Below are 25,144 nucleotides of genomic sequence, written 5' to 3'. Positions count from 1 at the left end.
TCGGCGAGCAGTTCCGCGGTGGGCCGACCTCCTCCGCTCATGGCTCCGCGGCGAACCCGCGAGCGCGGATCGTATTTCCGACCCCGTCCGCTTCGCTCTCGACCTGGCCGGTTTTTGGCGGCCCGGCAAGGCATCGATGCCGCCGGCGGTCCGCGGCCGGGTAAGCACAACTGGTTCCGGGGCGCCACCCTGCGCACTTACGACGCGCAAGCCCAGCGCGCGCTCGCGGCACTCGACGGCCACCTCGACACCGGCTTGGCCCGCGAGGTCTGGAAAACCGCGCTGGACACGCCCTGGACCGGCGCCGACATCCGGTTCCACGGTGACGCCGCACCGGGGAACCTCCTGCTCGACGACGGTGAACTCGCGGCCGTGATCGACTTCGGGACCTGCGGTGTCGGCGACCCGTCCTGTGACATGGCCATTGCCTGGACACTGCTGACCGCCGACGGCAGGCAGGCGTTCCGCGAGCGCCTGGCCGTCGACGAGGCGACCTGGGCACGCGGACGCGGCTGGGCACTGTGGAAACACTCGTCGCCTGCGCTCGGACTGTGGGCCGGGCCGACGAGGAGGCCGCGAATTCACGCCGCGTGCTCGCGGAGATCTTCTCCGAATACTCGGCCAACCGCCACGGAGGTTGAGCGGCTACCCCCGGCGCCTTACCAGGGCACGTTTCCGGCGTCGTCGAACAGCCCGCCGGTCGGGCCGTCATCCGGCAGGGTGGCCAGCTGGATGGCGATCTTGGCACCGTCGGCGGGCGTGCTGGTTCCGTGGAAGCCGTTGAGCTCGGTCGCGACGTAACCGGGGCAGGCGTTGTTGATTTTCATGCTGGTACCGCTCAGTTCCTTGGCGTACTGGATGGTGACCGCGTTGAGGAAGGTCTTCGACGGTGAGTAGGACCCGCTGACCCCACCGAGGTCGACGTCCGGTGTGGTCTGCAAGGTCAGGGATCCGACGTGGCTGGACTGGTTGACGATGCGCGGCCGCTCGGAGCGGCGCAGCAACGGCAGCATCGCGTTGATGACCCGGACCACGCCGATCACGTTCGTCTCCACCACGGCCCGCATGCTCTCCGGCGTCACGGCCGAAGGCTCCTCCGGCCAGGCCCCGGCGATGCCTGCGTTGTTGACCAGCACGTCGAGCCGCCCCGCGCGCTGCTCGATCAACGCGGCGGCCGCCGCGACACTGGCGTCGTCGGTCACGTCGATCAGCACACCGAACGCGTCGACGCCGGCCGCGCGCAGCTTCGCCACGGCGTCCTCCCGGCGCTGCTCGTCCCTGGCGCCGATGCCGACGCTCCAGCCCAGCGCGCCGAGCCCGGCGGCGATTTCGTAGCCGATACCTTTGTTCGCCCCGGTGACCAGTGCGATCGTCTGTTCGTTCATACCGTCGATCGTGGTGCGGCACCGGCGGGGAACCAACACCGTCTGGGACGCGCAACGATACCCAAACGACATGGATCGCGTAGCCTTATCACGGTGGAAACGCGGGAGTTGCGGTATTTCGTCGCGGTCGCCGAGGAACTGCACTTCGGCCGGGCCGCGGAGCGGCTGGGCATTGCCCAACCGCCGCTGTCGCGGACGATCGCCCGGCTCGAACGACGGCTCGGTGTCGCGTTGCTGGAACGCACCAGCCGCAAGGTCTCGCTCACCGAAGCCGGGTCGGTGCTGCTGGCCGAGGGCCGCGCCATCCTCGGCGCGGTGGCCGCGGCCGAGCGGCATACCAAGCGTGCCGCGACGAGCAGGCCCGCGCTCGTCCTGGCCACCAAAGCCGGTGCCTCCGGCGATCTGCTGGCGAAACTGCTCGACGCGTACGCCGCCGAGCCGGATGCCGCCGCCGTCGACCTGCTGCTCTGCGAATCCCAGCCCCACCGTCCACTGCACGACGGCCGGGCCGACGTGGCACTGCTGCACCAGCCCTTCGACCCGACGACCGGACTGGACACCGAGATCCTGGCCACCGAGGGACAGGTCGCCATCCTGCCCGCCTGGCATCCACTCGCGGGCAGAACCCACGTCCGGCTGGCGGGGGTCACTTCACTGCCGGACCTCCCGCCGGCCCGCTGGCCCGGCCCCGGCGGCGCCTATCCCGAAGGCCCCGGTGCGGAAGTGCGCAACCAGACGCAGCTCTTCCAGCTGATCGCGCTCGGCCGCACCACCGTGGTCATGCCCGAGTCCAGCCGCGCCAACCTGCTCGACGGCCTGGCCGCCGTACCGGTCCTGGACGCACCCCCGGTGACGACGGTCATCGCCTGGCCACCCCACGTCCGGTCCCGCGCGCTCGCCGATTTGGTCGGGGTAGCCACTCGCCTTTGAGCCGTCGCTCCCGCACCAGGCGAGAACGCGGCATCCACCTGGCCTTCTGCGCGGATTTCGCTGGCCGAGGCGGGTGCTGTGCTCGATCAGGCCGACGAGTTCGGCGCGTGTCAGTTCTTCCATCGCTTCGCCCTCGTCCCAGTGCTGCTCAGCTCCAGCACCCGCCGGGTCTCCGGTTCGGCGGCGTATGTCGAATCCGGCAAGCACCTGTGGTGGCCGTATTCCGCGAGCCGGTACGTTCCGGCTCTGCTTTGAACGAGACCACATCCACTCCGGCTCGGCGGCGCGAACGACTCGTCCCGTTCCGGCCCAGGCTTCAAGCGCGGTGAAGGGCGGCGGGGCTGGAAGGTCGCTTGCCATCATGCTCGGGAAGACAAGGCCAAGCTCACGCCGTCACCGGCTCATGCCATAGGCCGGAGTCGCGTGGATGCCCACGCCGTACTCGTACCGCAAGCCGGCGTGTGCGATGAAATCCGCCGCGGATGGCAACACCGGGTGCGAGCCGATCTTGCTCACGGACATCCGGCGGATGGCCCGGTTGAGCCGGCCGGAGGCGCTGGTGACCGCCGCCCAGTTCCAGGCGGCCGGGTCACCGAGTCGCGGCACAGTCGCGGACCACGCCGCGGCCCGCTTCTCCGTGTTGTGGTTCGTATGGCTCCATCGCAGCTCCCGCGTCCCGACTGCCGCACCGTGGTGGAGCTGGATGAGACCCCAGCCTTCGCAGCAGTACCGGAAGGTGGCGTCGGGATGCACTCCCGGAAGGAAATCCATCCGTTTCGCCATAGGACCCGGCCCCGACCCGACGGCGAACAACGCCAGGCTTCGTCCCTGCCGGCCGTCAGGGACTTCCGTGAGAGCGTGAAACTCACGCAGCTCGCGATCCGGCTCCGAGTCGGACTCGAAAACACGGAACAAGGCAAGATCGAACACGGTCTCGAGGACCGCGGACCAATCGTCGCCGGCGGCGTAGAAGTCGAGGTTCGGCACGGTCTCACTATTCCGGCCGGGGCGGGCCTCGTCCTAGTCGAGTGTCCGGGGCAGGCCGAGGTACGGCGCGACCACCGTCTCGAATCGGGTCAGCTCGGAGATCTTGTCGCCGGCGAGTCCGACCACGATGATCCCGGCGAGGTGGAGGCCATCGGTGACCTGGTCGCGCACATACTCCCCCCACGCGGGCTGGCCGTTCGCCCGCACGGGCACCAGCCGGTCGATCCGCCCCAGCAGGGTACGGATCACGCTGAAGAACCGGTGCACGTCCTCGCTCCCACGGTATTCGAACGGCAGAGGCGGCATCCGCACCCAGATGTCGTCGGTCATGAGCGCGATGAGCGCGTCGACGTCGAGTTCGGTGAAGGCCGCGACGAAGCGGTCGAGCAGCGCGCGTTCCTCCGGCCCGCCGGGTGGCGGTGGCGCCACCGGGGAACGAGTCGCGTTCATCGTCGCGCGGGCGCGTTTGAGAGCGCTGGTGACCGCGTCCTGGGTAAGCCCGAGCAGCTCGGCGGTCTCGGCGGCGCGATATCCGAGCACGTCCCGCAGCAGGAGCACGGCGCGCTGGTTCGGCGGCAGGAGCTGGACGGCGGTGACGAACGCGAGCGAGATCGCCTCGCGGGACTCGTATCGGGCCTCGGGTCCCGGCGCCTGATCGGAGAATTGCTCCAGCAGGGCGTCGGGGTACGGCTGTAGCCAGGGCACCTCACCCAGGCGGCTCGGCTCCGGCAGCGGCGCCGATGCCGGAGCGGTCACCGGCTGCCGGCTCGCCGAGCGCAGCAGGTTGAGGCACCGGTTGGTGGCGATGCGGTAGAGCCAGGTGCGCAGGGACGAGCGGCCCTCGAAGCCGTCGAGGCCGAGCCATGCCGCCAGGAGCGTCTCCTGCAGCGCGTCCTCGGCGTCTTGCAGCGAACCGAGCATGCGATAGCAGTGCACCCGAAGTTCGCCGCGGTGCGGTTCGACCAGGGCACTGAACGCGTCCCGGTCACCGGCTCGCGCTCGCTGGAGCAGTTCCATCCGCCACCTCCGTGTGGATCCTTTGTCATACCGACACCGGCGGGCAGCGGAACTGGTCGCTGTCGCGCCGCCCATTTTCGGGCGGGCGCTGTGTCTGTCGTGGTGGACGTGTTCGCCGCTACTGACAACCAGGAGTGATGGTGCTGCTCGAAAAGAAGAACGCGATCGTCTACGGAGCCGGTGGTGCCGTGGGGAGCGCGGTCGCCCAGGCCTTCGCCGCGGAGGGTGCGCGGGTTTTCCTCACCGGGCGCACCGGCGCCGCGCTCGAGGTGATCGCCGAGAAGATCCGCGCCTCGGGTGGCGTCGCCGAGGTCGCCACGGTGGACGCGCTGGATGAGGACGCCGTCGAAGCGCACGCCGACGCGGTGGTCGGGACCGCGGGCTCGCTCGACATCTCGTTCAACGCTGTCAGCCTGCCCCAGACGGGCATTCAGGGCACCGAGATCGTCGATCTGCCGGCCGACGCCTTCGCTCTGCCCATCGCCACTTACACCAGGGCCAACTTCCTGACCGCCAGAGCCGCCGCACGGCGGATGACCGGGCAGGGCGTGATCTTGACGCTCACGGCGAGTCCGTCGCGAACGGCCGTCCCGCTCATGGGAGGCATGGCACCGGCATGGGCGGCGATCGAAGCGCTGTCCAGGGGGCTGGCCGCCGAACTCGGACCGCACGGTGTCCGAGTCGTGTGCCTGAACGCGGCGGGGATGCCGGAAACGCCGCAGGTGCACGAAGTGTACGGCCTGCACGCCGCTGCCCACGGCATCAGCCGCGACGCGTTCTCCGGCCGCGTCGCCGGCCAGACGCTGCGCAAGCAGTTGCCCACGGTCGCCGAGATCGCCGACGTCGCCGCCTTTGTCGCCTCGGACCGCAGCCGCGCGATGACCGGGGCGATCACCAACCTCACCGGCGGCCTGATCACCGACTGACCGCGCGTCCGCACGACTTGGAGGAAACATGACCACCGACTTGAAGGCGTATGCCGTTCAGCTCCGCGAGCTGCATCACGCCGATGAGCTGCTCGTCCTGCCGAACGCGTGGGACGCGGCCACCGCCAGGATCATCACCGAAGCCGGATTTCCCGTGGTGGCGACCACAAGCGCCGCGATCGCGGAGACACTCGGCTATCCCGACGGTGAGGGCGCGCCCTGGCCGGAGATGTTCGCCGCGGCCGGCCGGATCGCCCGTGTGGTGGACGTCCCGGTCACCGTGGATGCCGAGGCGGGATACGGCCTGCGGCCGCGGGAACTGGTGGACCGGCTGCTGGAGATCGGCGTGGTCGGCTGCAACCTGGAGGACACCGACCACCGCGCGGGCGGGCTCGTCGACGCCGGCGCGCAGGCCGAGCGGCTCTCGGCCATCCGAGCCGCCGCGGACGACGCCGGAATCCCGATCGTGGTCAACGCGCGCGTCGACACCTTCCTGCCGAACGCCGGGGTGGCCGAGGAAGAGCGGGTCGCGGAAGCGGTCCGTCGAGGTCGCCGCTACCTGGAGGCGGGCGCCGACTGCGTCTACCCGATCGGTGTCGGCGACGAGCGGGACCTCGCCACGCTGGTCGCCGGAATACCCGGGCCGATCAACGCCAACACCAGGCCGGGCACGCTGGATCTGGCCAAGCTCAAAGCGCTGGGCGTAGCGCGAGTCTCCTTTGGACCCCGGTTCCACCGCCAGGCGCTGGCCGACCTGAAGGCCGCGGTTCGTCAGGAATTCTTGGCCTGACGAGCACGGTCAGGTGTCGTGGGTGCGGATCGTGGCCGGGAAGTTCGCTCCCGGCCACGGCCGGCATACGTGCGGACGGCGCGTAGTAGATCGATTGGTCCGGATCATCAGGTCAGGGGCGGGGAGGTCCTGCAAGGAGCTGCCGTTCAGGATCTCGTCTTCGAGCAGTGCGCGGACGGCGTCGGTGATGTCCTGCCACTGCCGGGTCGAGGCGAGTGCCGGGTGACGTTGTCGATGCCGAGCCCGGCGCACCAGCGCAACACCTCGGCGACATGGGTGGAGCCGCGCCGATGCCCTTCGCCGACGTCGGCGAGGCCCGCTTCCCGCGCCCACCGGCGGTTGCCGTCCACCACCATCGCGACATGCGCCGGAATCGGTCCCCTGGCGACCCGGGCGCGCAGGCGGCGCAGGTAGAACGAAGACCGGCGCCACGGCAGCTCAAGAAGCCCGCACCGCGGTGCGGAATTGGCCCGGGGCCTGCGATCGCGACCGGCGGAACGCGCGGCTGAACGCGTAAACCGAGGTGTAGCCGACGGAACGGGCGATGGCGTCGAGCGTGTCGTCGGTGTCGCGCAACCGGATCGCGGCCAGGTCCATCCGCCACCGCGTCAGGTAGTCGGCGGGGGCGGCGCCGGTCACAGCGCGGAATCGCCGCGTCAGCGTGCTGCGTGAGATCGCCAGCTCGGCGGCGAGTGACTCGGTCGTCCATCCCCGGGCCGGTTCCTGGTGCAGCTTGGTGAGCGCGACGCTGATCACCGGATCGGTCAGCACGCTGAGCCACGTCCCGCGGGTCTCGTGCGGGCGTTGCGCCAGCCAGACCCGCAGCAGCTGCACCAGCAGGATGTCGACCAGCCGGTTGAGCACCAACGGGGTGCCGACCTGCGGATACGCCAGCTCCCTCGACAACAGCCGGACGGTGTCGTCCAGGCAGGTGCCGCCGTTGTCGGCCCTGATGTGCAGCAGCTGCGGCAGCGAGGCCATCACCTGCGTCGACACCGTGGGGTCGTATTCGTACCTGGCGGCGAGAACGTGGGTCTGCACCTCCCCCTCGCCCAGCCGCAACGCGCTGCCGGTGGCCATCGCCTCGTCACACCCGGGGCACGCGGGGGCAGGCAGGCCGGGCGCGCTGCTCATCGCGTGCGGCGTCCCGCCCGGCAGCAGGACGACGTCGCCGGGCATGAGCTGCCGCGGCTCCTGGCCGGACAGGCTCAGCCACGCCGTGCCCGAGGTGACGGCGTAGAAGGCCGCGGCACCGACCACCCGCCACGACATGCCCCAGGCGCCGCCCGCCTCGATGCGCGCGCCCGCGGTGCCGCGCACGCCCCCGACTGCCAGCACATCGGCCAGTAGGTCCATATCGTCGATGTTAATGCGACAATCGGATATTTCGTTGAGCGATCCGGCTATCGATCAGGCCACCGCGTGTCGCATAGGGTGGGGGCATGACCGACACGTTCGACTTCGACGAGATCAACCAGAAGGTCATCGCTGAGTTCCGCGAGCGCGGGGGCAAGGTCGGCGGGATGTTCGAGGGGATGCCTCTGGTTCTCGTGCACCACACCGGCGCCAAGTCCGGCACCAAGCGCGTGGCACCGCTGGTCCCCTTCGTCGACGGAGACCTGCTGTACATCATCGCCAGCAAGGGCGGAAGCCCCGAGAACCCGGCGTGGTTCCACAACCTGGTGGCCAACCCGGAGACCGAGGTCGAGTACGGCAGCGAGCGGTTCCCGGTGGTCGCGCGGGTGCTCACCGGTGCCGAACGGGACGAGGTGTACGCCAAGCAGGTCGCCGTGCAGCCGCAGTTCGGCGACTACGAGAAGAAGACCGACCGGGTCATCCCCGTCGTCGAGTTGAAGCGCACCGACCGATAAGCGAAGCACACGCGAACGGCCGGGACACCGAGCGGTGCCCCGGCCGTTTTTCCGTTCAGGAAAGCGCGTCGGCCAGCCTGTCGACCTGCGCGGTGTCCGAGGACCAGCAGTAGAGCATCACCTCGTCGGCGCCGATGTCGAAATAGGACCGCGTGGTCGCGCGGATCGCGTCCGGAGCGACGAGCAGTCCACCGGCGATGTGGTCGGCGTGACCGCTGAACGCGTAGTAGGCGTGGACGTTGCGGCGTGCGCGTGCGACCGTTTCGTCCGGCCCGAGCGCGACATTGACCTGGGCGACCAGCCGCGGCTGACCGGGGCGATCGTACTTCCGCCAGGCCACCCGGACCTGCTCGAACCGGTCCGCCATCAGCCGGGGTGGCAGCGCGGCGCCGAGGAAGCCGTCGCCGAAGCGGCCGACCCGCTCGATCGCCGCCGGGGCGAACCCGCCGAACAGGACTTCCGGGCCGCCGGGCGTGACCGGCGCCGGGCCGATCGGACCGGCGCCTTCACCGTACGGCTCGCCGGACCAGGTGCGGCGCAGCAACGACATCTGCTCGTCGAGCCGTCGGCCGCGGGTGCTCGAGTCGATGCCCGCGGCGAGGCAGTCGTCCTCCCGGCCGCCGACCCCGATGCCCAGGGTGAACCGGCCGCCGGAGAGGCGGTCGAGCGTGGCCGACTGCTTGGCGAGCAACGCGGTGTTGTGCAGTGGCGCGATGAGCACCTCGGTCTGGAGCCGGATGCGCGAGGTGGCACCGGCGAGGTTGGCGAGCGTGATCAGCGGCTCGGGATTGTCGAACACCAGCCGGTCGAGCAGGCCGAGCGTGCTGAACGGGCCGGCGTCCGCGCGCCGTGCCCAGTCCGCGAGCGCGGCCGGGTCGTCGATGGGCAGGCCAAGACCGATCTTCATGGGATTTACCTCCGGAGGGCAGGACAAAACAGCACCGCCCCTCCGTGCCCTTCACGGGCCCGCTTCCCATCTGCGGCATGGTTCCCAGGAAGCGTTGATCTTCAGAGTGCGCCGACCATAACCCCGCCCGCCGCGGCGCGGCAAGCGGTTTACCGGCTGGTGCGCACTGCCCGGCCGGTGGCCGCGAAGGAGAACCCGCCACCTCTTCACCGAACAATTGCTCGCCGAAAACAACAACGAAGTATTCCCCCACCATTTGACACAATCATCGAATTATCGCCCGTTGTGTCGATATAGGACAGTGCGACATTCGGCGCCGCGTCCGACACCGTCCGGGCGACTCTTCACTGTCACACCCCGGTTGCCCGCCGGAGTCAGAATTGATCTTGCCGGGCACTTGATACGGCGAACGGAGCATTTCCACCGTTGACGGTTCGTTCCGTAAAAAGTATCCCTCGATCAGGTGGATTTTAATTTCACCCGGATGGCCCAGGGTGGAAATAAACCCCACCCGCCCTGGTCCGGCCGGTGGCGGAGTACTACCATCCCTGCCACGATTTCCCGCATTCCCCAGCCAGCACTGGTGAGCCCACCGGCCGCAAAACAATGCGGCCGCCCCGGTACCGGGAATCACCCACGAACGACGAGGACCTGAGCTATGTCGGAACAGCCGCCTGTTCGTCTTCGCGCGGCGCGGGGACCGTTCGGCCAAGCCCTGATCGCCGCACTGGTCACCGCCGTGGTGGTGACCGGCCTGTGGTGGTGGGTGGCGGTGCTCGTGCCCGCCGGTGGCCTCGGCCCGATGCTCACCGTCGCCGCGATCACCGGCCTCCTGTTGTGCGCCAGCGCCTTCGCCGCGGTCCGCCACCACGGTGAACTGCAGCGAGCCCGTGCCGAGGTGTACCGCGCCCGCGGTTCCGCCGAAGCGCACGAAGCCGAGTTGGCCAGGCTGGTCGACCAGACCGTGCCCGCGGCCGTCTCGCTGCTGCGCGACGGTGCCTCGGTGGACACGGTGTTCGCCGAGATTCCCCGTCCGCCAGGGGAAAACCACGCGCGGCTGCTGCGCTCGGTGATCTACGAGATCAGCGTCGGCGAACGCCGCCGCGCCGCGGCCACCGCCGCCTGCGCGAACGCCGCCGGACGCGTGCAGGCGCTGGCGACCAGCATGCTGGCCAACATCCGCGAGCTGCAGAACCGGTGCTCCGAGGACTTCCTCGGCGACCTGATGGTGCTCGACCACAGCACCGCGCAGACCGGCAGGCTCGCCGACAGCATCGCAGTCCTCACCGGCGCCCGCTCCGGCCGACGCTGGACCAAGCCGATCGTGATGGAGAGCGTGCTGCGCGGGGCGATGGGCCGCGTCGGCGCCTACCAGCGCATCCGCATCCACTCCACCAGCGCCGCCGCGGTCGCCGGGTACGCCGCCGAGGACGTGATGCACGCGCTGGCCGAGCTGATGGACAACGGTACCCGGTTCTCCGCGCCGTCGGAGGAAGTGCACATCTACGTCGAGGACCTGCACAACGGCGTGGTGGTCACCGTCGAGGACGGCGGGCTCGGCATGAAACCGCAGGCGCTGACCCGGGCCGAACTCGCGGTCTCCACCACCACCCCGCTGGACCTGACCACGCTGACCGGCACCCGGCTCGGCCTGGCCGTGGTCGGCTGCCTGGCCCGCAAGCACGAACTGCACGTGTTCTTCCGCCCGTCCTCGCGTGGCGGCACCGGCGTGGTGCTGCGCATCCCGAGCCGGCTGATCACCCAGGTCCGGCACGAGCCGTTCGAGCTGACACCGCGGCACCAGGCCCCGCACGAACTGCCCGAACCGGCCATCGTCGGCGCGCCTGCCATCGAGCAGGCCGAAACCGCGCTGCCCAAGCGCCCGCGCGGGCAGACGCTGGCCGCGTCCCGCCCCTCCCCCGCCCCGCGTGGCGACATGCCGCGGCCACGACCGGACTCCGGTTCCCGCTTCGGTGCCTACCAGGCAGGCCGCGCGCGCAAGGAAACCGGCGAAGACCGGTGATTCCCCCGTCCACCCACCGATGAGCAGAGGGGAGCGCGGGGCGGCCCGCCCCGACACTCGATGAACACGACTGATCCGAGCCTCGAATGGTTACTGGAGAACCTGGTGCGCAACACACCGGGCGCCCGCCACGCGCTGGTGCTGTCCAGGGACGGGCTCAAGCTGTGCCACACCCCCGCACTCGGCGCCGACCAGGCCGACCAGCTGGCCGCCATCGCGGCGGGCGTGCAGTCGCTGTGCTACGGCGCGTCGATGGAGTTCGGCGACGGCTCCGGCGGCGTGCGCAACTCGATGACCGAGTTCCACGGCGGCATCCTGTTCATCGTCGACGCCGGTGACGGCGCCCACCTGGCGGTGATCGCCGGGGAGAACGCCGACGTCGGGCTCATCGGCCACAACATGGACGAACTGGTGGAGCAGATCGGTGGTTACCTGACCGCGCCACCCCGGCATGCGCAGCCCAGCACGCTGACATGAGCAGAGGTCCGCTCGAGGACGAGAACCCCGACCGGCTCTACACCGTCACCGGCGGGCGCAGCCGGGCCGAGGAGGCCGACCTCGACCTGGTCACGCTGATCGTCAGCGAAGCGGACCCGTCGGCGGGCAGGCAGTCCGAGCACGTGCGGATCCTGCGACTCGGCCGCCACCCGACCTCGGTCGTCGAACTCGCCTCGGAGCTGGGGCTGCCGGTGAGCGTGATCCGCATCCTGGTGACCGACCTGCTCCAGGCGGGCCTGGTCTCCGCGCGCCACCCCACGGCCGTCGGGCCGGGAACCGATCTGCCCGAGCTGGAATTCCTGAAGAAGGTGCTCGTTGGACTCCACAACCTCTGAGGCGACCGTCCGCACCCCGTTGCGCGGCACCGCCGCGCACGGGCTGAAGATCGTGGTGGTCGGCGGCTTCGGCGTCGGCAAGACCACGATGGTCCGCTCGGTCAGCGAGATCCGGCCGCTGAGCACCGAGGAGACGATGACCCAGGCCGGGGCCGGGGTGGACTTCAACGCCGGGGCGCGGTTCAAGACCACCACCACGGTGGCCTTCGACTTCGGCCGGATCAGCCTGGACGAGAAGATGGTGCTCTACCTGTTCGGCGCGCCCGGCCAGGAGCGGTTCTGGTTCCTGTGGGACCGGCTGTTCTCCGGCACGCTCGGCGCGGTGGTGCTGGTGGACACCCGGCGGCTGGCCGACTCGTGGTACGCGATCGACCGCCTCGAACACCACGGCACGCCGTTCATCGTGGCACGCAACAACTTCGGCCCGCCCGCGCACGACCTCGACGACGTGCGCGAGGCGCTGTCCCTGCCCGAGGGGATCCCGCTGATCGACTGCGACGCGCGGGCGCGGTCCTCGTCCAAGCAGGTCCTGATCGCCCTCGTCGACCACCTGTACCACCTCTCAGCCTTATCAGCCGCCCGGGAGAGCGCACAATGACCGAGTTCCGCCACACCGCCGACCCCGCCTGGCCGCCGGCCGCCCCGGTGGAGCGGGTCCGGCTCTACGGCCCGCAGTTCAACACCGACCCGGCCAGGCTCTACGCCGCCATCCGCGACGAGTACGGGCCGGTGGCGCCGATCCTGCTCGACGGTGACATCCCGGCGTGGTTCGTCTCCGGCTACCGCGAGATGCACCAGGTCACCAGCGACTCGCAGCTGTTCGCCAGGGACACCCGCCGCTGGAACGAATGGGAGCGCGTGCCCGCCGACTGGCCGCTGCTGCCGTACGTGGCGCACAACCCGTCGGTGATGTTCACCGAGGGCGCCGAGCACCGGCGCCGCGCGGGTGCGATCAGCGAGGCGCTCGCCGCGGTGGACCAGTTCGAGCTGGGCACGCACTGCGAGCGGATCGCCGACCGGCTGATCGACTCCTTCGCCGGTACCGGGGAGGCGGATCTGGTGGCGCAGTACGCGATGCGCATCCCGCTGCTGGCGGTGGCGAAGATCTACGGCATGCCGGAGGCGGAGACCCCGGCGCTGGTGCGGGACGTGGCGATCTCGCTGGACCTCGGGCCGGACGCGATGAACGCGCACCTGCGGGTGCAGGCCGCGATGCGCGCGCTGGTGGCGTACAAACGGGACTTCCCCGGCACCGACCTGCCCTCGCAGCTGCTGGCCTCACCCGCCGGACTGTCCGATGAGGAGATCGTGCAGGACCTGCTGGTGGTCACCGCGGCCGCGCAGCAGCCGACGGCGAACTGGATCGGCAACACGATCCGGCTGATGCTGACCGACCTGCGGTTCGCGATGACGCTGTCCGGCGGGCGCGGCAGCGTCGGGCAGGCGCTGAACGAAGTGCTCTGGCACGACACGCCGACGCAGAACTTCATCGGGCGCTTCGCCACCAGGGACACGCAATTGGGCGGGCAGCGGGTGCGCGCGGGCGACCTGGTGGTGATGGGGCTGGCCGCGGCGAACTCGGATCCACTGGTGCGCCCCGATTCCTCGTCCGGTTCGCTGGGCAACCACGCGCACATGTCCTTCGGCCACGGCGAGCACGGCTGCCCGTACCCGGCGCCGGAGGTGGCCGAGGTGATCGCCAGGACCACCATCGAGGTGCTGCTCGACCGGCTGCCCGACGTCTCGCTCGCGGTACCCGGCGACGCGCTGGTGTGGCACCCGTCGGTGTGGATGCGCGGGCTGGAGAGCCTGCCGGTCACCTTCACCCCGACCTACGTGGCCGGTGATCCCGGGCCCGTGCCGCTCGGCCGGGCGCGCTGACCCCTTCTGTTCCCGGCGCGGGGAGCGGAAGGCCGCGCGGGTGTGGGATCCGCGGCCGGGCCGCCGGAACTCGCCGTGCGGGGGGCGAGTTCCGCGGTCCGGCAGCCGGGTCCCACACCCGCGCGCATTCCGGGCCACGTGGGCCGTGTGCTCAGGCCACCGGGGTGAAGCGCACCGGCAGTGAGGCCGGGCCCCTGGTGAACACCCCTTCCTCGACCGGGGTGAAACCATCGGCGAGGCGCAGGTCCGGCATGGCGTCGAGCAACTGGTTCACGCCGACCTCCACTTCGGTCTTCGCCAGCAGCGCGCCGACGCAGAAGTGGCGTCCCAGTGCGAAGGAAAGGTGGCTCGCCGCCGCGGAGAACGCGGTCTGCGTCGGCAGGTCGGTGCGGAAGATGTCGAACCGGTCGGCGTCGGCGAAGCGGCGGCCGTCGCGGTTGGCCGCGCCGATCAGGCAGGTCACCGTGCTGCCCGCCGGGATCACGCCACCGCCGAGTTCGACGTCCTCGGCGGGCTGGCGCATGATCATGTGCACCGGCGGGGTGTAGCGCAGGGTTTCCGCGAACGCCCGCGGGACCAGGCTCCGGTCGGCCCGCACCGCGGCGAGCTGGTCCGGGTGCTCCAGCAGGTTCTTGAAGATGCTCGCGATCGCCTTGTCCGTGGTCTCCCCGCCCGCGGCGAGCAGCAGGCTGCAGAAGGCCTTGATGTCCTCGTCGCTCATCTTCGTGCCGTCGACCTCGGCCGCGCACAGGGTGGAAAGCAGGTCGTCACCGAGGTTCTCCCGGCGCTGCCGGATGACCGGCACCATGTACTCGGCGAACTCGGCGCGCGTGCGCAGGCCGTCGGCGGTGATCCGCTCGTCCTGGCTCAGGTTGCCGAGGAAGGCGATGATCGAGGTGTACCAGCGCTGGAACCGGTCGTGGTCGCCGGGATCGAGGCCCAGCATGTCGACGATCACCCCGATCGGGAACCGGCGGGCGAAGTCGGTGACCAGATCGGCGGATCCCTTGTCGCGGAAGGCATCGATCAGCCGTCGCGCGTTGGCTTCGATCACCGGGCGGAACCTGCGCTCGAGTTCGCTGCCGCGGAAGGCCGGGGCGATCAGCGCCCGGCGGACCGCGTGCTCGCGGCCGCTCAGCTGGAGAATGGTCCTGCCGTGCACCGGTTCCAGTTGCCAGCCGTAGTTGTCCGTGGTGAAGGCCGGCTCCTTGAACGCCCTCGACACGTCCTCGTAGCGCGAAACGATGTAGCTCGACATGGCCTCGTGCCAGATCAGCGGCCGGTCCGCCAGCATGATCCGGTAGGCCGAGTACGGGTCCGCGGCGAATTCGGGGGAAAGGATGTCCGGTGCCTCACGTGCGGTAGTCATTACGCTCCTCGGTCGGCAGTGAACGGGCCAGCCAGGTTAGCGAGACGTACGACAATTACCCACTCCGGAGTGAAAAAGCGAGCCGAATGCCGTAATGCGGTGCTACCCGATCGAGCGTTGTCGGGCTCCGCCCGGTCTGCGAGTATGGCGCTCCGTTACGAACAGAGGAGCTTCCGATGCCCAGCAGGCTCAATCCCTACATCAGCTTCGACGGCACCGCGAGAGCGGCGATGGAGTTCTACCGCGAGGTGTTCGACGGTGAGCTGGTGCTGAACACCTTCGGCGAGGCCGGTGCGGACCACGACCAGGAAAAGATCATGCACGGCATGCTGGAAACGCCGAGCGGATTCACCCTGATGGGGGCGGACACGCCGACCGGCATGGAATACAAGCCCGGCACGAACATCTCGATCAGCCTCAGCGGTGACGACGCGGACGAACTGCGCGGCTACTGGGAGCGCTTGTCGGCGAAGGGCACCGTTTCGGTACCGCTGGAAAAGCAGATGTGGGGCGACGAATTCGGCGCCTGTGAAGATCAGTTCGGCATTTCGTGGATGGTCAACATCAGCCAGGCATGACCACGCGCCGCGCGATCCCGGCGTCGAGCGGGCTCATCCCGGCCGGGACCGGCGTGGCCGGATCCCACCAGCGGAAGTCCAGTGCCTCGTCGCTGACCACCGGCCGCGGCCGGTCGTCGAACACCAGCCGGTAGACCGCGGCGAACTCGCGCCGGACCGGCGCCACCAACGCGAACCCGGCCACGGCGGCGAACTCCGCCGCCGTGGCCGGGATGCCGGTCTCCTCGGCCAGTTCCCGCAGTGCCGCCGCTTCCGGGGTCTCCCCCGGTTCGAGCATGCCGCCCGGCAGCTCCCACTGCCGGCGGAAGGCGTTGAGCATCATCAGCACCAGCCCGCCGGATTCGACCACCACCAGCGCGAGTGGCATCGGCTCGGGCCCGAGTTCCGGGTGGAAGCCGAGCAACTCGTTGCCCGCGTCGTCCCGGATCACCACGGTGCCGAAGGTACTCGCCTAGGCTGTTGTGATGGGTAACAAGGTCGGACAGCTGGTGGTCGGGGGCAGGCCGCTGCACGAGCGGCTCTCCGACGAGCTGTCCGCCTACACCGGGCTGGTGCTCGAAGCGCTCACCGCGCGGGTCCCCGCCTACGGGCTGCTGCCCGCCGAGCAGCTGACCGGTGACATCACCCGGGTGATCGAGCAGAACCTGCGCTCGTTCACCGAGGTCCTGCGCACCCGTGAGCTGCCCGGCCGGCCGGAGCTGGACTTCCTGCGTGAGTCCGCGGCCCGCCGGGCCGAGGAGGGCATTCCGATCGACATCGTGCTCACCGCCTACCACATCGGCATCGAGGTGGTGTGGGAGTCGCTGACCGGCCAGGTGCGCCCGGCCGAGGTCGGCGACGTGATGGCGGTGAACACGCTCGCCCTGCGTTACCTCGAACTGGTCGCGCCCGCGGTCGGCGCCGGGTATCTGGACGAGCGCCAAGCGGTCTTCGACGACGAGCGGTCACTGCTGTCCTCCCTGCTCGACGGGACGCCGTCGGCGGTCGCCGGGTTACCGCCCCGCTACGTCGTGCTCGCGGTGGAAATCGGGGCGCACGCCGACGAATCGGCCGACGGGGTGGACCCGACGGTGGCCGGGCGCCGCAAGCTCCGGCGGCTGCGCGTCGAGCTGGAACGCCAGTTCCGCGACCCGGTGCTGTCCTCGTTCACCCCGGCGGGCGGGCTCGCGCTCCTGCCGGCAACAGCCACTCCGGACTGGGCGCGGCTGGACCGGATCTTCGCGGACGCGAGCCGCGCGGCGGGTGCCGCGATCACCGCGGGCGCGGCCGCCGCGGAACCGCCGGAGGTTCCCGCCGCGGCCGAGCTGGCCCGCGAAGTGCTGCGGGTGGCGCGGAACTCCGGCCGGGCGCCGGGCCTCTACCGGCTCGACGACGTGCTGCTGGAGTACCAGATGTCACGGCCGGGCGCCGCGCTCGACCGGCTTTCGGCGATGCTGGCGCCGTTGTCCGGGCACGAGGAGCTGGTGCGCACCCTGGAGACCTACCTGCGCCGCGGCAACCGGCGCCCGACCGCGACCGAACTGCACGTCCACCCGAACACGGTCGACTACCGGCTCCGCCGCATCACCGACCTCACCGGCCTCGACCCGACGCGGATCAGTGACGTCGCCCTGCTCCGGGCCGCACTCGCCGCACGGGCGGCCGAGGACGGCCGAGCCGGTCAGCCCCCGAACACCGGGCCCGCAGTCCGCCGTGGTTGAGCGCGAGCAGGCGCACGGCTCAGCGCGCCGCGGTGGTGACGGCCTCGGCGAAGGCGGCCATGCCCTGCGCGTTGGGGTGCAGCGGGGCGGCCGCGTTCACCGGGACCAGGCCTTCGAGGTACCGGTCGCGCGGGGCCGCGCAGATGTCGTGGCCGACGGTGACCTCGGCGAAGTCCACAAAGGACGCACCGTGGGCCGCGGCCTGTTCCCGTGCCACCGAGCTGATCCGGTTCATCACGCCCTGCAGGTAGTTCGCGTCCCGCGCCCACACCGGCTGGACCGGGTAGCAGCCGTCGCGGCGGATGTAGGTGCCGTAGCCGGTGACCAGGATCTTCGCCGACGGCGCGCGCCGGGCCACCTCGTCGAGCGCGGCGCCGAACTCCGGCGCCCAGGCGTCGACGGCCTCGGCCAGCGTGTCCTTCCCGCCCGCGGTGAGCCGGTCCGCGCACGACAGCCCGGCCGGTTCCGGCAGCAGGTTGATACAGCTCAGCGCGTGCTGGAAGAGCCCGGAATCGTTGGCGCCGATGGTGATCGAGACCAGGTCCGTGTCCTCGGTCAGCGCGTCGAACTGCGGCGGCAGCACACCGAGGCGGCGGCCGGCGAAGTCGTCGGTGGTCGCGCCGGAGCAGGTCACGTCGGTCAGCTCCGCGCCAAGCTCCTCGGCCACGAGTGCCGGGTAGTCGCGGTCCGAGCGCAGGCACAGCAGGTTCGGATCCTGGTCCGGGATCAGCGGGCCCGCCGCCGCGGAGTCGCCGAGGGCGACGTACTCCAGTGGTTCCGCTGCTTGCGCGGGTGCGGCCAGAGCCGTGGCAGCCGACAGAGCCGCCGCCAATCCCGCCGTGATCTGCCTGCCCAGCCCCATCCCGAACCTCCAACGCCGTTGTCGTGTGCTCACATCCTGCGACCGGAAGGCCGCGGCGGCGGTGGGAAGAAATCCAGAGTCCGGAGCCGGGTTTTGTGACCGATCACCAAGCGGCCACCACTAAGCGGCGAGGCCGCGCAACAACGGGAGGAAGATGTCGTCGACGATTTCGGCGACGCGGACCTCGGTCAGCTGCCTGCCGTAGAGCACCGCGTCGGCGCGGATCAGGTCCAGCGGCAGCGCCAGCACCCGCGGGCTCAGCCGCGGCTCGGCGAGTTCACCGCGCTCGACCGCCCGCCGGATCAGCGCCTCGAACGCCTGTCCCGGCGCGGCCTTCGCGATCTGCTTGCGCAGCAGGGCGAACACCTCCGGATCACGGAAGGTCTCGGTGGTCAGCCCGGCCAGCAGGTCCGGCGAGAAGTCCTCGAACCGGCACAGGGACCGGCCGAGCAGTTCCTTCAGGTCACCGGAGAGCGTCCCGGTGTCCGGCAGCTCGAAAGACACCGGGAGCCGGTGCCGCCAGGCGGCCAGCACCAGTTCGGCCCGGCCGGCCCACCGCCGGTACAGCACCGGCTTGCTGGTCCCGGCCCGCGCGGCGACCGCCTCCATGGTGAGCTTCGCGTAGCCGACGTCGAGCAGTTCCGCCCACACGGCTTCGAAGATCGCCTGTTCGAGGTGTTCGCCTCGGCGGCGAGACCGCGCCTCTGCCAACAGTGCCCCTTTTATCCCGGTTGCGTTTCCCGATCGGGACTGTAGCCTGACCCGGTAAGATACGGAACGTTTCTTCCTGGGGGTCGGACTTGCTGAGTCGCCTGCTGCGCGGTCACCTGCGGCCGTACCGGCGCGAACTGGCCTGGGTGGTGCTGCTGCAGCTGGTCGGCACGATGGGCTCGCTGTACCTGCCGAGCCTGAACGCCGACATCATCGACCAGGGCGTGGCCACCGGTGACACCGGGTACATCCTGCGCACCGGCGGCTGGATGCTCGCGGTCACGCTGCTGCAGATCGTGTGCTCGACCGGCGCGGTCTACCTCGGCGCGCGGGTCGCGATGAGCTTCGGCCGCGACGTGCGCGCGTCGATCTTCCACCGCGCGGGCGCGTTCTCCGCCAGGGAGGTCTCCGGCTTCGGCGCCGCCTCGCTGATCACCCGCAACACCAACGACGTGCAGCAGGTGCAGATGCTGGTGGTGGTGGCCTGCACGATGCTGGTCACCGCGCCGATCATGTCCGTCGGCGGCATCGTGCTGGCCATTCGCGAGGACGCCGGGCTGTCGTGGCTGATGCTGGTCGCGGTACCGGTGCTGCTGGTGGCGATGGGCCTGATCATCGTCCGCATGGTGCCGCGCTTCCGCACCATGCAGGACCGCATCGACACGGTGAACCGCGTGCTGCGCGAGCAGCTCTCCGGCATCCGCGTGGTCCGCGCCTTCGTCCGCGAACCGGTGGAGACTCGCCGCTTCGCCGAGGCCAACTCCGCGCTGACCGACACCGCGCTGCGCGTCGGGCGGCTGCAGGCGCTGCTGTTCCCGATCGTGATGCTGGTGCTCAACGCCTCCAGCGTGGCCGTGGTCTGGTTCGGCGCGCACCGGGTCGCCGAGGGACAGCTGCAGGTCGGCGCGATGGTCGCGTTCCTGAGCTACCTGATGCTGATCCTCACCTCGGTGATGATGGTGACCTTCATCGCGACGATGATCCCGCGCGCGTCGGTCTGCGCCGAGCGCATCGTCGAGGTGCTGGACACCGAATCCTCGGTGCTACCACCGGAAAACCCGGTCCGGGAGGTGACCGCCCGCGGTGAGGTGGAGTTCCGCGACGTCGAACTGCGCTACCCCGGTGCCGCGGATCCGGTGCTGCGCGGGGTTTCCTTCCGCGCGGAGCCGGGCAAAACCACCGCGATCGTGGGCAGCACGGGCGCCGGGAAGACCACGCTGGTCTCGCTGATCCCCCGCCTGCTCGACGTCACCGGCGGCAGCCTGCTGGTCAACGGCGTGGACGTGCGGCGGCTCGACCCCGCGCTGCTGCGTGGCCGGATCGGGCTGGTGCCGCAGCGGCCGTACCTGTTCACCGGCACCGTGGCGAGCAACCTGCGTTACGGGAATCCGGCGGCCACCGACGAAGAACTGTGGGAGGCACTGGAAATCGCGCAGGCCCGCGAGTTCGTCGAAGCGATGAAGGGCGGTCTCGACGCGCCGATCACCCAGGGCGGCACGAACGTCTCCGGCGGGCAGCGCCAGCGGCTCTCCATCGCCCGCGCGCTGGTGCGCAAACCGGAGATCTACCTGTTCGACGACTCGTTCTCCGCGCTCGACCTGGCCACCGACGCCGCCCTGCGCGCGGCGCTGCGGCCGCACACCGCCGACGCCGCGGTGCTGGTGGTCGCCCAGCGGGTGTCCACTGTGGTCGATGCCGAGCAGATCGTGGTGCTGGAGAACGGTTCCGTGGTCGGAATCGGCACGCACACCGAGCTGATGGCGAACTGCCCCACCTATCTCGAGATCGTCCAGTCCCAGCTGACCCCGGAGCCCGCGGCATGAGCGCCCCCACCACGAACCGGCCGCAGCAGCAGGCGTCGATGTTCGGCCGAGGACCGGCCATCGGCATGCCGGCGAGCAAGGCGGAGAACTTCTCGGCCTCGGCGAAGCGGCTGCTCGGCAGGCTGCGCGGGGAACGCCCGCTGCTGCTGGTGATCATCGCGCTCGGGGTCGCCAGCGTCGCGCTTTCGGTGGCCGGGCCCAAGGTGCTCGGCCACGCCACGGACGTGGTGATCGCCGGTGTGCAACGCGGCGCACTGGACTTCGCCGCGCTCGGCGAGGTGCTCGCGTGGGTGCTCGGGCTGTACCTGGCCTCGTCGGTGTTCGCCTGGGTGCAGGGGCGGTTGCTGAACAACGTGGTGCAGCGCTTCGTGTACCGGCTGCGCGAGGAGGTCGAGGGCAAGCTGCACCGGCTGCCGCTGCGTTACTACGACCGGCAGCCGCGCGGTGAGCTGCTCAGCCGGGTCACCAACGACATCGACAACATCTCCCAGACCCTGCTGCAGACGTTGAGCCAGCTGCTCTCGGCGGTGCTGACCGTGCTCGGCGTGCTGGTGATGATGCTGGTCATCTCGCCGCTGCTGGCGCTGATCGCGCTCACCGCGGTTCCGCTGTCCATTGTGGTCACCCGGGTGATCGGGAAGCGGTCGCAGAAGCTTTTTGTGGCGCAGTGGAAGCACACCGGTTCGCTCAACGCGCAGATCGAGGAGGCCTTCTCCGGGCACGAGCTGGTCACCGCGTTCGGCCGCCGCGAAGAGGTGGAGCGGGAGTTCCGCGAGCGCAACGACAAGTTGTTCGGTGCCAGCCTCGGCGCGCAGTTCGTCTCCGGCGTGATCATGCCGTCGATGATGTTCGTGTCCAACCTCAGCTATCTCGCGCTGGCGGTGGTCGGCGGGCTCCGGGTGACCACCGGCGCGATGACCATCGGTGACGTGCAGGCATTTCTCCAGTACTCGCGGCAGTTCACCCAGCCGCTGACGCAGGCGGCGTCGATGGCGAACCTGCTGCAGTCCGGGGTGGCCTCGGCGGAGCGGGTGTTCGAGTTGCTCGATGCCGAGGAGCAGGAACCCGATCCGGCCGTTCCGGAGCGGGCGGCACAGCGGCGCGGGCGCGTCGAGTTCGAGCGGGTCAGCTTCTCCTACGAACCGGACACGCCGTTGATCGAGGACCTGTCGCTGGTCGCCGAACCGGGCCAGACGGTGGCCGTGGTCGGGCCGACCGGGGCGGGCAAGACCACGCTGGTCAACCTGATCATGCGGTTCTACGAGCTGGATTCGGGCCGGATCACGCTGGACCACACCGACATCACCCGGCTCGACCGGGCCGGGCTGCGCGGGCAGATCGGCATGGTGCTGCAGGACACCTGGCTGTTCGGCGGCACCATCCGGGACAACATCGCCTACGGCAGGCCCGATGCCACCACCGAGCAGATCGAGGCGGCGGCGAAGGCCACCTTCGTCGACCGGTTCGTGCGCAGCCTGCCCGACGGCTACGACACGGTGATCGACGACGACGGCACCAACATCAGCGCCGGGGAGAAGCAGTTGCTCACCATCGCGCGGGCGTTCCTGGCCGACCCGTCGCTGCTGATCCTGGACGAGGCGACCAGTTCGGTGGACACGCGCACCGAATCGCTGGTGCAGCACGCGATGGCGGCGCTGCGGTCGAACCGGACCAGCTTCGTCATCGCGCACCGGCTGTCCACCATCCGCGACGCGGACCTGATCCTGGTGATGGAGTCGGGCCGCATCGTCGAACAGGGCACGCACGCGGAACTGCTCGCGGCCGAAGGCGCCTACCACCGCCTCTACGCCGCGCAGTTCCGCCGACCAGCGACGGACTGACGCAGCCGGACCACACCGAGGAGCAGGAGCAGGGTCAGCGCCGCCATCGTGGCGAACGTCGCGGGCAGGCCGAGCCACTGGGCGAGCAGGCCGCCCGCGGCGGCGCCGAGCGGCATGGTGCCCCAGGCCAGCAACCGGTGCACGCTGTTGACGCGGCCGAGCAGGTGGTCCGGGGTGAGGCGCTGGCGCAGCGACACCATCACCACGTTGGCGACCATCAGTCCGGCACCGCCGAGCACGAACGCGGCGCCGACCACGTACGGATCCGTGCTCACCGCGGGCGTTCCGAGCATAACCCCGCTCGCGACGAACCCGAGTCCGATCGTCCACGCCCGCCCCAGCACGCGCTCGGCCCACTCGCCGGCGAGCGAGCCGAGCAGCCCGCCGACCGCGACGCCGGTCAGCATGAGGCCGAACGCCTGCTCGGACAGGCCCATCGCCGAACCCGGGCCGACCGCGTGCAGCACGAGCACGGCGAAAACCGCCGTGTCGGCGAAGTTGAACACGCCCACCATCACCGAGATCGTCCGCAACACCCGGTCGCGGAACAGGAACCGCAGGCCTTCGGCGATGTCGGCGCGCAGGCTCGACGGCCTGTCCCTCGGCGGGCCCTCCCCCGATGGCCGGAACGACCCGCGCACCAGGAACAACGCGCCGATCGCCGCCAGCCACAACCCGGCCGGGGTGACGAAGGAGGCCAGCGCGCCCGCGGCCACCAGCAGCCCGGCCAGCGGCGGGCCGAGGAACTCGTTGGCGGTCAGCTCGGCGGCGAACAGGCGGCCGTTCGCCCGCGACAGCTGGTCACGGCCCACCAGCTGCGGCACGATCGACTGCGCACAGGTGTCGTAGATCGTCTCGGTGATGCCCACCGCGAACGCGATGGCGTAGAGCACCCAGATCGACGCGATGTCCAGTGACACCGTCAGCGCGAGTACCGCGAGCAGCCCGGCGCGCGCGAAGTTCGCGCCGAGCATGGCGTGACGGCGGTCGAGCCGATCGGCCAGCGCACCCGCCGGTAGGGCGAAGAGCAACCACGGCAGCCTGACGGCCAGCGTGAGCCCGGCGATCAGCGTGGGCGACCGCGTCAGCCCGACGGCCACCAGCGGCAGGGCGACCTTGAACACGCCATCGGCGAGGTTCGACAGCGCGGATGAGAGCCACAGGCGCCAGTAGGCACCCCCCAGAGCAACCATGAATGGAGAATGGCACATCGATGGGGAAAACTCCATCGATGTACTATCTTCCCATGACCGGCCAGAAGCGGCGGGCGGCCACCGCCCGCGAGGTGAAGGCGCTCGGGCATCCGCTGCGCCTGCGCATCCTGCGGTTGTGCAAGGAACACGAGCTGACCAACAAGCAGCTGGCCGACCGGCTCGGCCGCGACCCGGGCACGGTACTGCACCACGTCCGCCAGCTCACCGAGGCCGGCCTGCTCGAGCAGGCGCCGGTCCGCACCGGCGCGAGCGGCGCGCTGGAGAAGCCCTACCGGAGCGCGACCCAGACCTGGTGGCTGGACGGCCCGCTGCTCGAAGCCGAGACCGCGGACGAGCGGTCCGCGCCGGTGGTCGCGTTCCAGGAGGAACTGCGGGAGGCGGGCCCGGAGTCGGTGCGGCTGTACGAGCGGTTCACCCTGCATCTGTCCGATGACGACATCGCCGAGCTGGACCGCCGCATCCTCGAAGTGCTCGACGAGTACGTGGCCAACGACGACCAGCGCGCGGGAAAGCCGGTGCTCAGCGGCATTTTCCTGCTGCACAGCCTCAGTGGCCCGCAGCCTCCATCGCCATCAGGAACACCGTGAAGAACAGCTGACCGGCGCCGATCGAGGCCCCGGCCACCGCGGTCCAGTCGAGCCGGTACTGGCGGTCGGTGAGGATGGAGGCGCTCGCGCAGGCGATCGCCGCGACGGCCACCGCCACCCCGCCCAGCGGCATGAACCAGCACAGCACGGCCAGCAGCAGCGCGATCGGGCCGAGCCACGCGCGCCTGCCGGGCCGATCCCGCACCGGAAGCGTCCGCGTCGAGGTCATCCGGCCGCGTACGCGCGCAGGAAGGTGTCGACGGCCGCGTCGGACACCGCCCGCACCTCCGTCGCGGGCACCTTGCGCGTGCCGAGGTGAGACCGGTTCTCCAGCGGTCCGGTGAGCAGGGCGAGCAACTGCCCCGAGGCCACCGCCGGATCGCACGACCGCAGGCGCCCGGCGAGCGAGAACCGGGCGAGCCGGTCGGCCAGCGCTTCGGCGACCTTGTCCGAGGTGCGGGCCTGGACCAGTTCGATCAGCTCGGGAAACCGCGCCACCTGGCCGTAGGTCAGGCGCCGCAGCGAGCGCGACCGCTCCCCGCAGCACACCTGGGCCAGCCGGTGCGCCACGTCCTCCAGCGCCGCGCGCAGGTCGTCGCCCGGCTCGCGCAGCCGTTCCACCACCTCGAGATTGGCCGCCATCACCTCGTCGGCGGCGGCCTCGATGGCGTGGCGGAAGAGGTTTTCCTTGTCGTTGAGGTGGTTGTAGACCGTCGGCTTGGCGACGCCCGCCTCCTCGGCGATCTCCTTGACGCAGGCTTCGGCGTACCCGCGGCGCGCGAAGACGGTGAACGCGGCGGTCAGGATCGACTGCCGCTTGTCGATCCGCCCCCGTGAGGCAGTGGTCACCTCAGCAGCATATCCCGGTTCTTGCGAACGAACCGATTAGAACACTAGATTGAACCCATC

The 25,144-nt window shown here is 70.3% G+C and carries 28 protein-coding genes and 1 pseudogene; 16 read left to right on the top strand and 13 right to left on the bottom strand.

The window, feature by feature from the left end; all coding sequences use genetic code 11:
• Positions 1-39 precede the first annotated feature (39 nt).
• Positions 40-456: pseudogene (locus YIM_RS20095) on the top strand (phosphotransferase); the annotation flags it as partial.
• Between the two features lie 203 nt (positions 457-659).
• Here YIM_RS20095 and YIM_RS20090 read toward each other — a convergent pair.
• Positions 660-1,385: an SDR family NAD(P)-dependent oxidoreductase gene (locus tag YIM_RS20090; protein ID WP_153031817.1), complete on the bottom strand. Its 726-nt coding sequence runs from the start codon at positions 1,383-1,385 to the stop codon at positions 660-662.
• 93 nt (positions 1,386-1,478) lie between these two features.
• Between YIM_RS20090 and YIM_RS20085 the strand changes: the two genes are divergently transcribed.
• Together YIM_RS20085 and YIM_RS20080 are read left to right on the top strand one after the other, a co-directional pair.
• Positions 1,479-2,315, top strand: coding sequence for a LysR family transcriptional regulator (locus YIM_RS20085; protein ID WP_153031816.1), 837 nt, complete (start codon positions 1,479-1,481; stop codon positions 2,313-2,315).
• Between the two features lie 78 nt (positions 2,316-2,393).
• Positions 2,394-2,570, top strand: coding sequence for a hypothetical protein (locus YIM_RS20080; protein WP_153031815.1), 177 nt, complete (start codon positions 2,394-2,396; stop codon positions 2,568-2,570).
• A 138-nt stretch (positions 2,571-2,708) separates the two neighbouring features.
• Here YIM_RS20080 and YIM_RS20075 read toward each other — a convergent pair whose 3' ends face one another.
• Together YIM_RS20075 and YIM_RS20070 are read right to left on the bottom strand one after the other, a co-directional pair.
• Entirely contained in the window at positions 2,709-3,302 is a 594-nt protein-coding gene (locus tag YIM_RS20075) for a hypothetical protein (RefSeq protein WP_153031814.1), read from the bottom strand.
• A 33-nt stretch (positions 3,303-3,335) separates the two neighbouring features.
• A complete protein-coding gene (locus YIM_RS20070; RefSeq protein WP_153031813.1) occupies positions 3,336-4,319 on the bottom strand; it encodes a sigma-70 family RNA polymerase sigma factor in 984 nt (327 codons plus the stop codon).
• Between the two features lie 137 nt (positions 4,320-4,456).
• Here YIM_RS20070 and YIM_RS20065 point away from each other — a divergent pair, with 137 nt between their 5' ends.
• Together YIM_RS20065 and YIM_RS20060 are read left to right on the top strand one after the other, a co-directional pair.
• Complete coding sequence (locus tag YIM_RS20065; protein ID WP_153031812.1) at positions 4,457-5,245, top strand: SDR family NAD(P)-dependent oxidoreductase; 789 nt, start codon at positions 4,457-4,459, stop codon at positions 5,243-5,245.
• A 28-nt stretch (positions 5,246-5,273) separates the two neighbouring features.
• A complete protein-coding gene (locus tag YIM_RS20060) occupies positions 5,274-6,035 on the top strand; it encodes an isocitrate lyase/phosphoenolpyruvate mutase family protein (RefSeq protein WP_153031811.1) in 762 nt (253 codons plus the stop codon).
• Between the two features lie 146 nt (positions 6,036-6,181).
• On the opposite strand, the gene YIM_RS20055 is transcribed toward YIM_RS20060, so the two are convergent.
• Both YIM_RS20055 and YIM_RS20050 read right to left on the bottom strand, forming a co-directional pair.
• Positions 6,182-6,391 carry an undecaprenyl diphosphate synthase family protein gene (locus tag YIM_RS20055; RefSeq protein ID WP_153031810.1) on the bottom strand — a complete coding sequence of 70 codons (210 nt, stop codon included), beginning with the start codon at positions 6,389-6,391 and terminating at the stop codon, positions 6,182-6,184.
• Positions 6,392-6,473: 82 nt separating this feature from the next.
• On the bottom strand, positions 6,474-7,391 hold the full coding sequence (locus tag YIM_RS20050; RefSeq protein ID WP_153031809.1) for an AraC family transcriptional regulator: 918 nt from the start codon (positions 7,389-7,391) through the stop codon (positions 6,474-6,476).
• Positions 7,392-7,477: 86 nt separating this feature from the next.
• On the opposite strand from YIM_RS20050, the gene YIM_RS20045 reads away from it, so the two are divergent.
• A complete protein-coding gene (locus tag YIM_RS20045) occupies positions 7,478-7,906 on the top strand; it encodes a nitroreductase family deazaflavin-dependent oxidoreductase (RefSeq protein ID WP_153031808.1) in 429 nt (142 codons plus the stop codon).
• A gap of 55 nt (positions 7,907-7,961) precedes the next feature.
• Here YIM_RS20045 and YIM_RS20040 read toward each other — a convergent pair whose 3' ends face one another.
• Entirely contained in the window at positions 7,962-8,813 is an 852-nt protein-coding gene (locus tag YIM_RS20040; RefSeq protein WP_153031807.1) for an LLM class flavin-dependent oxidoreductase, read from the bottom strand.
• Positions 8,814-9,471: 658 nt separating this feature from the next.
• On the opposite strand from YIM_RS20040, the gene YIM_RS20035 reads away from it, so the two are divergent.
• From YIM_RS20035 to YIM_RS20015, 5 genes are read left to right on the top strand one after another with little or no spacing between them, the layout of a single operon-like run.
• Positions 9,472-10,836, top strand: coding sequence for an ATP-binding protein (locus tag YIM_RS20035; protein WP_153031806.1), 1,365 nt, complete (start codon positions 9,472-9,474; stop codon positions 10,834-10,836).
• Positions 10,837-10,896: 60 nt separating this feature from the next.
• Entirely contained in the window at positions 10,897-11,313 is a 417-nt protein-coding gene (locus YIM_RS20030; protein WP_153031805.1) for a roadblock/LC7 domain-containing protein, read from the top strand.
• Complete coding sequence (locus tag YIM_RS20025) at positions 11,310-11,669, top strand: DUF742 domain-containing protein (protein ID WP_153031804.1); 360 nt, start codon at positions 11,310-11,312, stop codon at positions 11,667-11,669. The genes YIM_RS20030 and YIM_RS20025 overlap by 4 nt, the downstream gene beginning before the upstream one ends.
• Positions 11,650-12,267, top strand: a complete 618-nt coding sequence (locus YIM_RS20020; RefSeq protein WP_153031803.1) for an ATP/GTP-binding protein — start codon at positions 11,650-11,652, stop codon at positions 12,265-12,267. The genes YIM_RS20025 and YIM_RS20020 overlap by 20 nt, the downstream gene beginning before the upstream one ends.
• Positions 12,264-13,550, top strand: a complete 1,287-nt coding sequence (locus YIM_RS20015; RefSeq protein ID WP_153031802.1) for a cytochrome P450 — start codon at positions 12,264-12,266, stop codon at positions 13,548-13,550. The genes YIM_RS20020 and YIM_RS20015 overlap by 4 nt, the downstream gene beginning before the upstream one ends.
• A 151-nt stretch (positions 13,551-13,701) precedes the next feature.
• Here the strand turns inward: YIM_RS20015 and YIM_RS20010 are convergent, their stop codons facing one another.
• Positions 13,702-14,919, bottom strand: a complete 1,218-nt coding sequence (locus YIM_RS20010; RefSeq protein WP_153031801.1) for a cytochrome P450 — start codon at positions 14,917-14,919, stop codon at positions 13,702-13,704.
• 176 nt (positions 14,920-15,095) lie between these two features.
• On the opposite strand from YIM_RS20010, the gene YIM_RS20005 reads away from it, so the two are divergent.
• On the top strand, positions 15,096-15,497 hold the full coding sequence (locus YIM_RS20005) for a VOC family protein (RefSeq protein ID WP_153031800.1): 402 nt from the start codon (positions 15,096-15,098) through the stop codon (positions 15,495-15,497).
• Here YIM_RS20005 and YIM_RS20000 read toward each other — a convergent pair.
• Positions 15,484-15,930, bottom strand: a complete 447-nt coding sequence (locus YIM_RS20000; protein ID WP_228004845.1) for an NUDIX hydrolase — start codon at positions 15,928-15,930, stop codon at positions 15,484-15,486. The genes YIM_RS20005 and YIM_RS20000 overlap by 14 nt on opposite strands.
• A 31-nt stretch (positions 15,931-15,961) precedes the next feature.
• Between YIM_RS20000 and YIM_RS19995 the strand changes: the two genes are divergently transcribed.
• A complete protein-coding gene (locus YIM_RS19995; RefSeq protein WP_153031799.1) occupies positions 15,962-17,197 on the top strand; it encodes a CdaR family transcriptional regulator in 1,236 nt (411 codons plus the stop codon).
• 19 nt (positions 17,198-17,216) lie between these two features.
• On the opposite strand, the gene YIM_RS19990 is transcribed toward YIM_RS19995, so the two are convergent.
• Together YIM_RS19990 and YIM_RS19985 are read right to left on the bottom strand one after the other, a co-directional pair.
• Positions 17,217-18,059: an SGNH/GDSL hydrolase family protein gene (locus tag YIM_RS19990; protein WP_153031798.1), complete on the bottom strand. Its 843-nt coding sequence runs from the start codon at positions 18,057-18,059 to the stop codon at positions 17,217-17,219.
• A 120-nt stretch (positions 18,060-18,179) separates the two neighbouring features.
• Positions 18,180-18,770, bottom strand: coding sequence for a TetR/AcrR family transcriptional regulator (locus tag YIM_RS19985; protein ID WP_153031797.1), 591 nt, complete (start codon positions 18,768-18,770; stop codon positions 18,180-18,182).
• A gap of 89 nt (positions 18,771-18,859) precedes the next feature.
• Here YIM_RS19985 and YIM_RS19980 point away from each other — a divergent pair, with 89 nt between their 5' ends.
• Entirely contained in the window at positions 18,860-20,593 is a 1,734-nt protein-coding gene (locus tag YIM_RS19980; protein WP_153031796.1) for an ABC transporter ATP-binding protein, read from the top strand.
• Positions 20,590-22,434: an ABC transporter ATP-binding protein gene (locus tag YIM_RS19975; protein WP_370469000.1), complete on the top strand. Its 1,845-nt coding sequence runs from the start codon at positions 20,590-20,592 to the stop codon at positions 22,432-22,434. Before YIM_RS19980 ends, YIM_RS19975 begins: the two co-directional genes overlap by 4 nt.
• Here the strand turns inward: YIM_RS19975 and YIM_RS19970 are convergent.
• On the bottom strand, positions 22,398-23,627 hold the full coding sequence (locus YIM_RS19970) for an MFS transporter (RefSeq protein WP_194240223.1): 1,230 nt from the start codon (positions 23,625-23,627) through the stop codon (positions 22,398-22,400). The two genes, YIM_RS19975 and YIM_RS19970, sit on opposite strands and share 37 nt — an antisense overlap.
• A gap of 53 nt (positions 23,628-23,680) precedes the next feature.
• Between YIM_RS19970 and YIM_RS19965 the strand changes: the two genes are divergently transcribed.
• On the top strand, positions 23,681-24,235 hold the full coding sequence (locus YIM_RS19965; RefSeq protein ID WP_153031795.1) for a helix-turn-helix domain-containing protein: 555 nt from the start codon (positions 23,681-23,683) through the stop codon (positions 24,233-24,235).
• Here the strand turns inward: YIM_RS19965 and YIM_RS19960 are convergent.
• Both YIM_RS19960 and YIM_RS19955 read right to left on the bottom strand, forming a co-directional pair.
• Positions 24,195-24,440: a hypothetical protein gene (locus tag YIM_RS19960; protein ID WP_153031794.1), complete on the bottom strand. Its 246-nt coding sequence runs from the start codon at positions 24,438-24,440 to the stop codon at positions 24,195-24,197. The two genes, YIM_RS19965 and YIM_RS19960, sit on opposite strands and share 41 nt — an antisense overlap.
• Before the next feature lie 20 nt (positions 24,441-24,460).
• Complete coding sequence (locus tag YIM_RS19955; protein ID WP_153031793.1) at positions 24,461-25,084, bottom strand: TetR/AcrR family transcriptional regulator; 624 nt, start codon at positions 25,082-25,084, stop codon at positions 24,461-24,463.
• Between the last annotated feature and the right edge of the window lie 60 nt (positions 25,085-25,144).

Origin of the sequence: Amycolatopsis sp. YIM 10 (assembly GCF_009429145.1) — a bacterium.
In the GTDB taxonomy this organism is placed as follows: domain Bacteria; phylum Actinomycetota; class Actinomycetes; order Mycobacteriales; family Pseudonocardiaceae; genus Amycolatopsis.
Note: the sequence above shows the minus strand (reverse complement) of the source record. Positions and strands in the feature narration are given on the sequence as shown.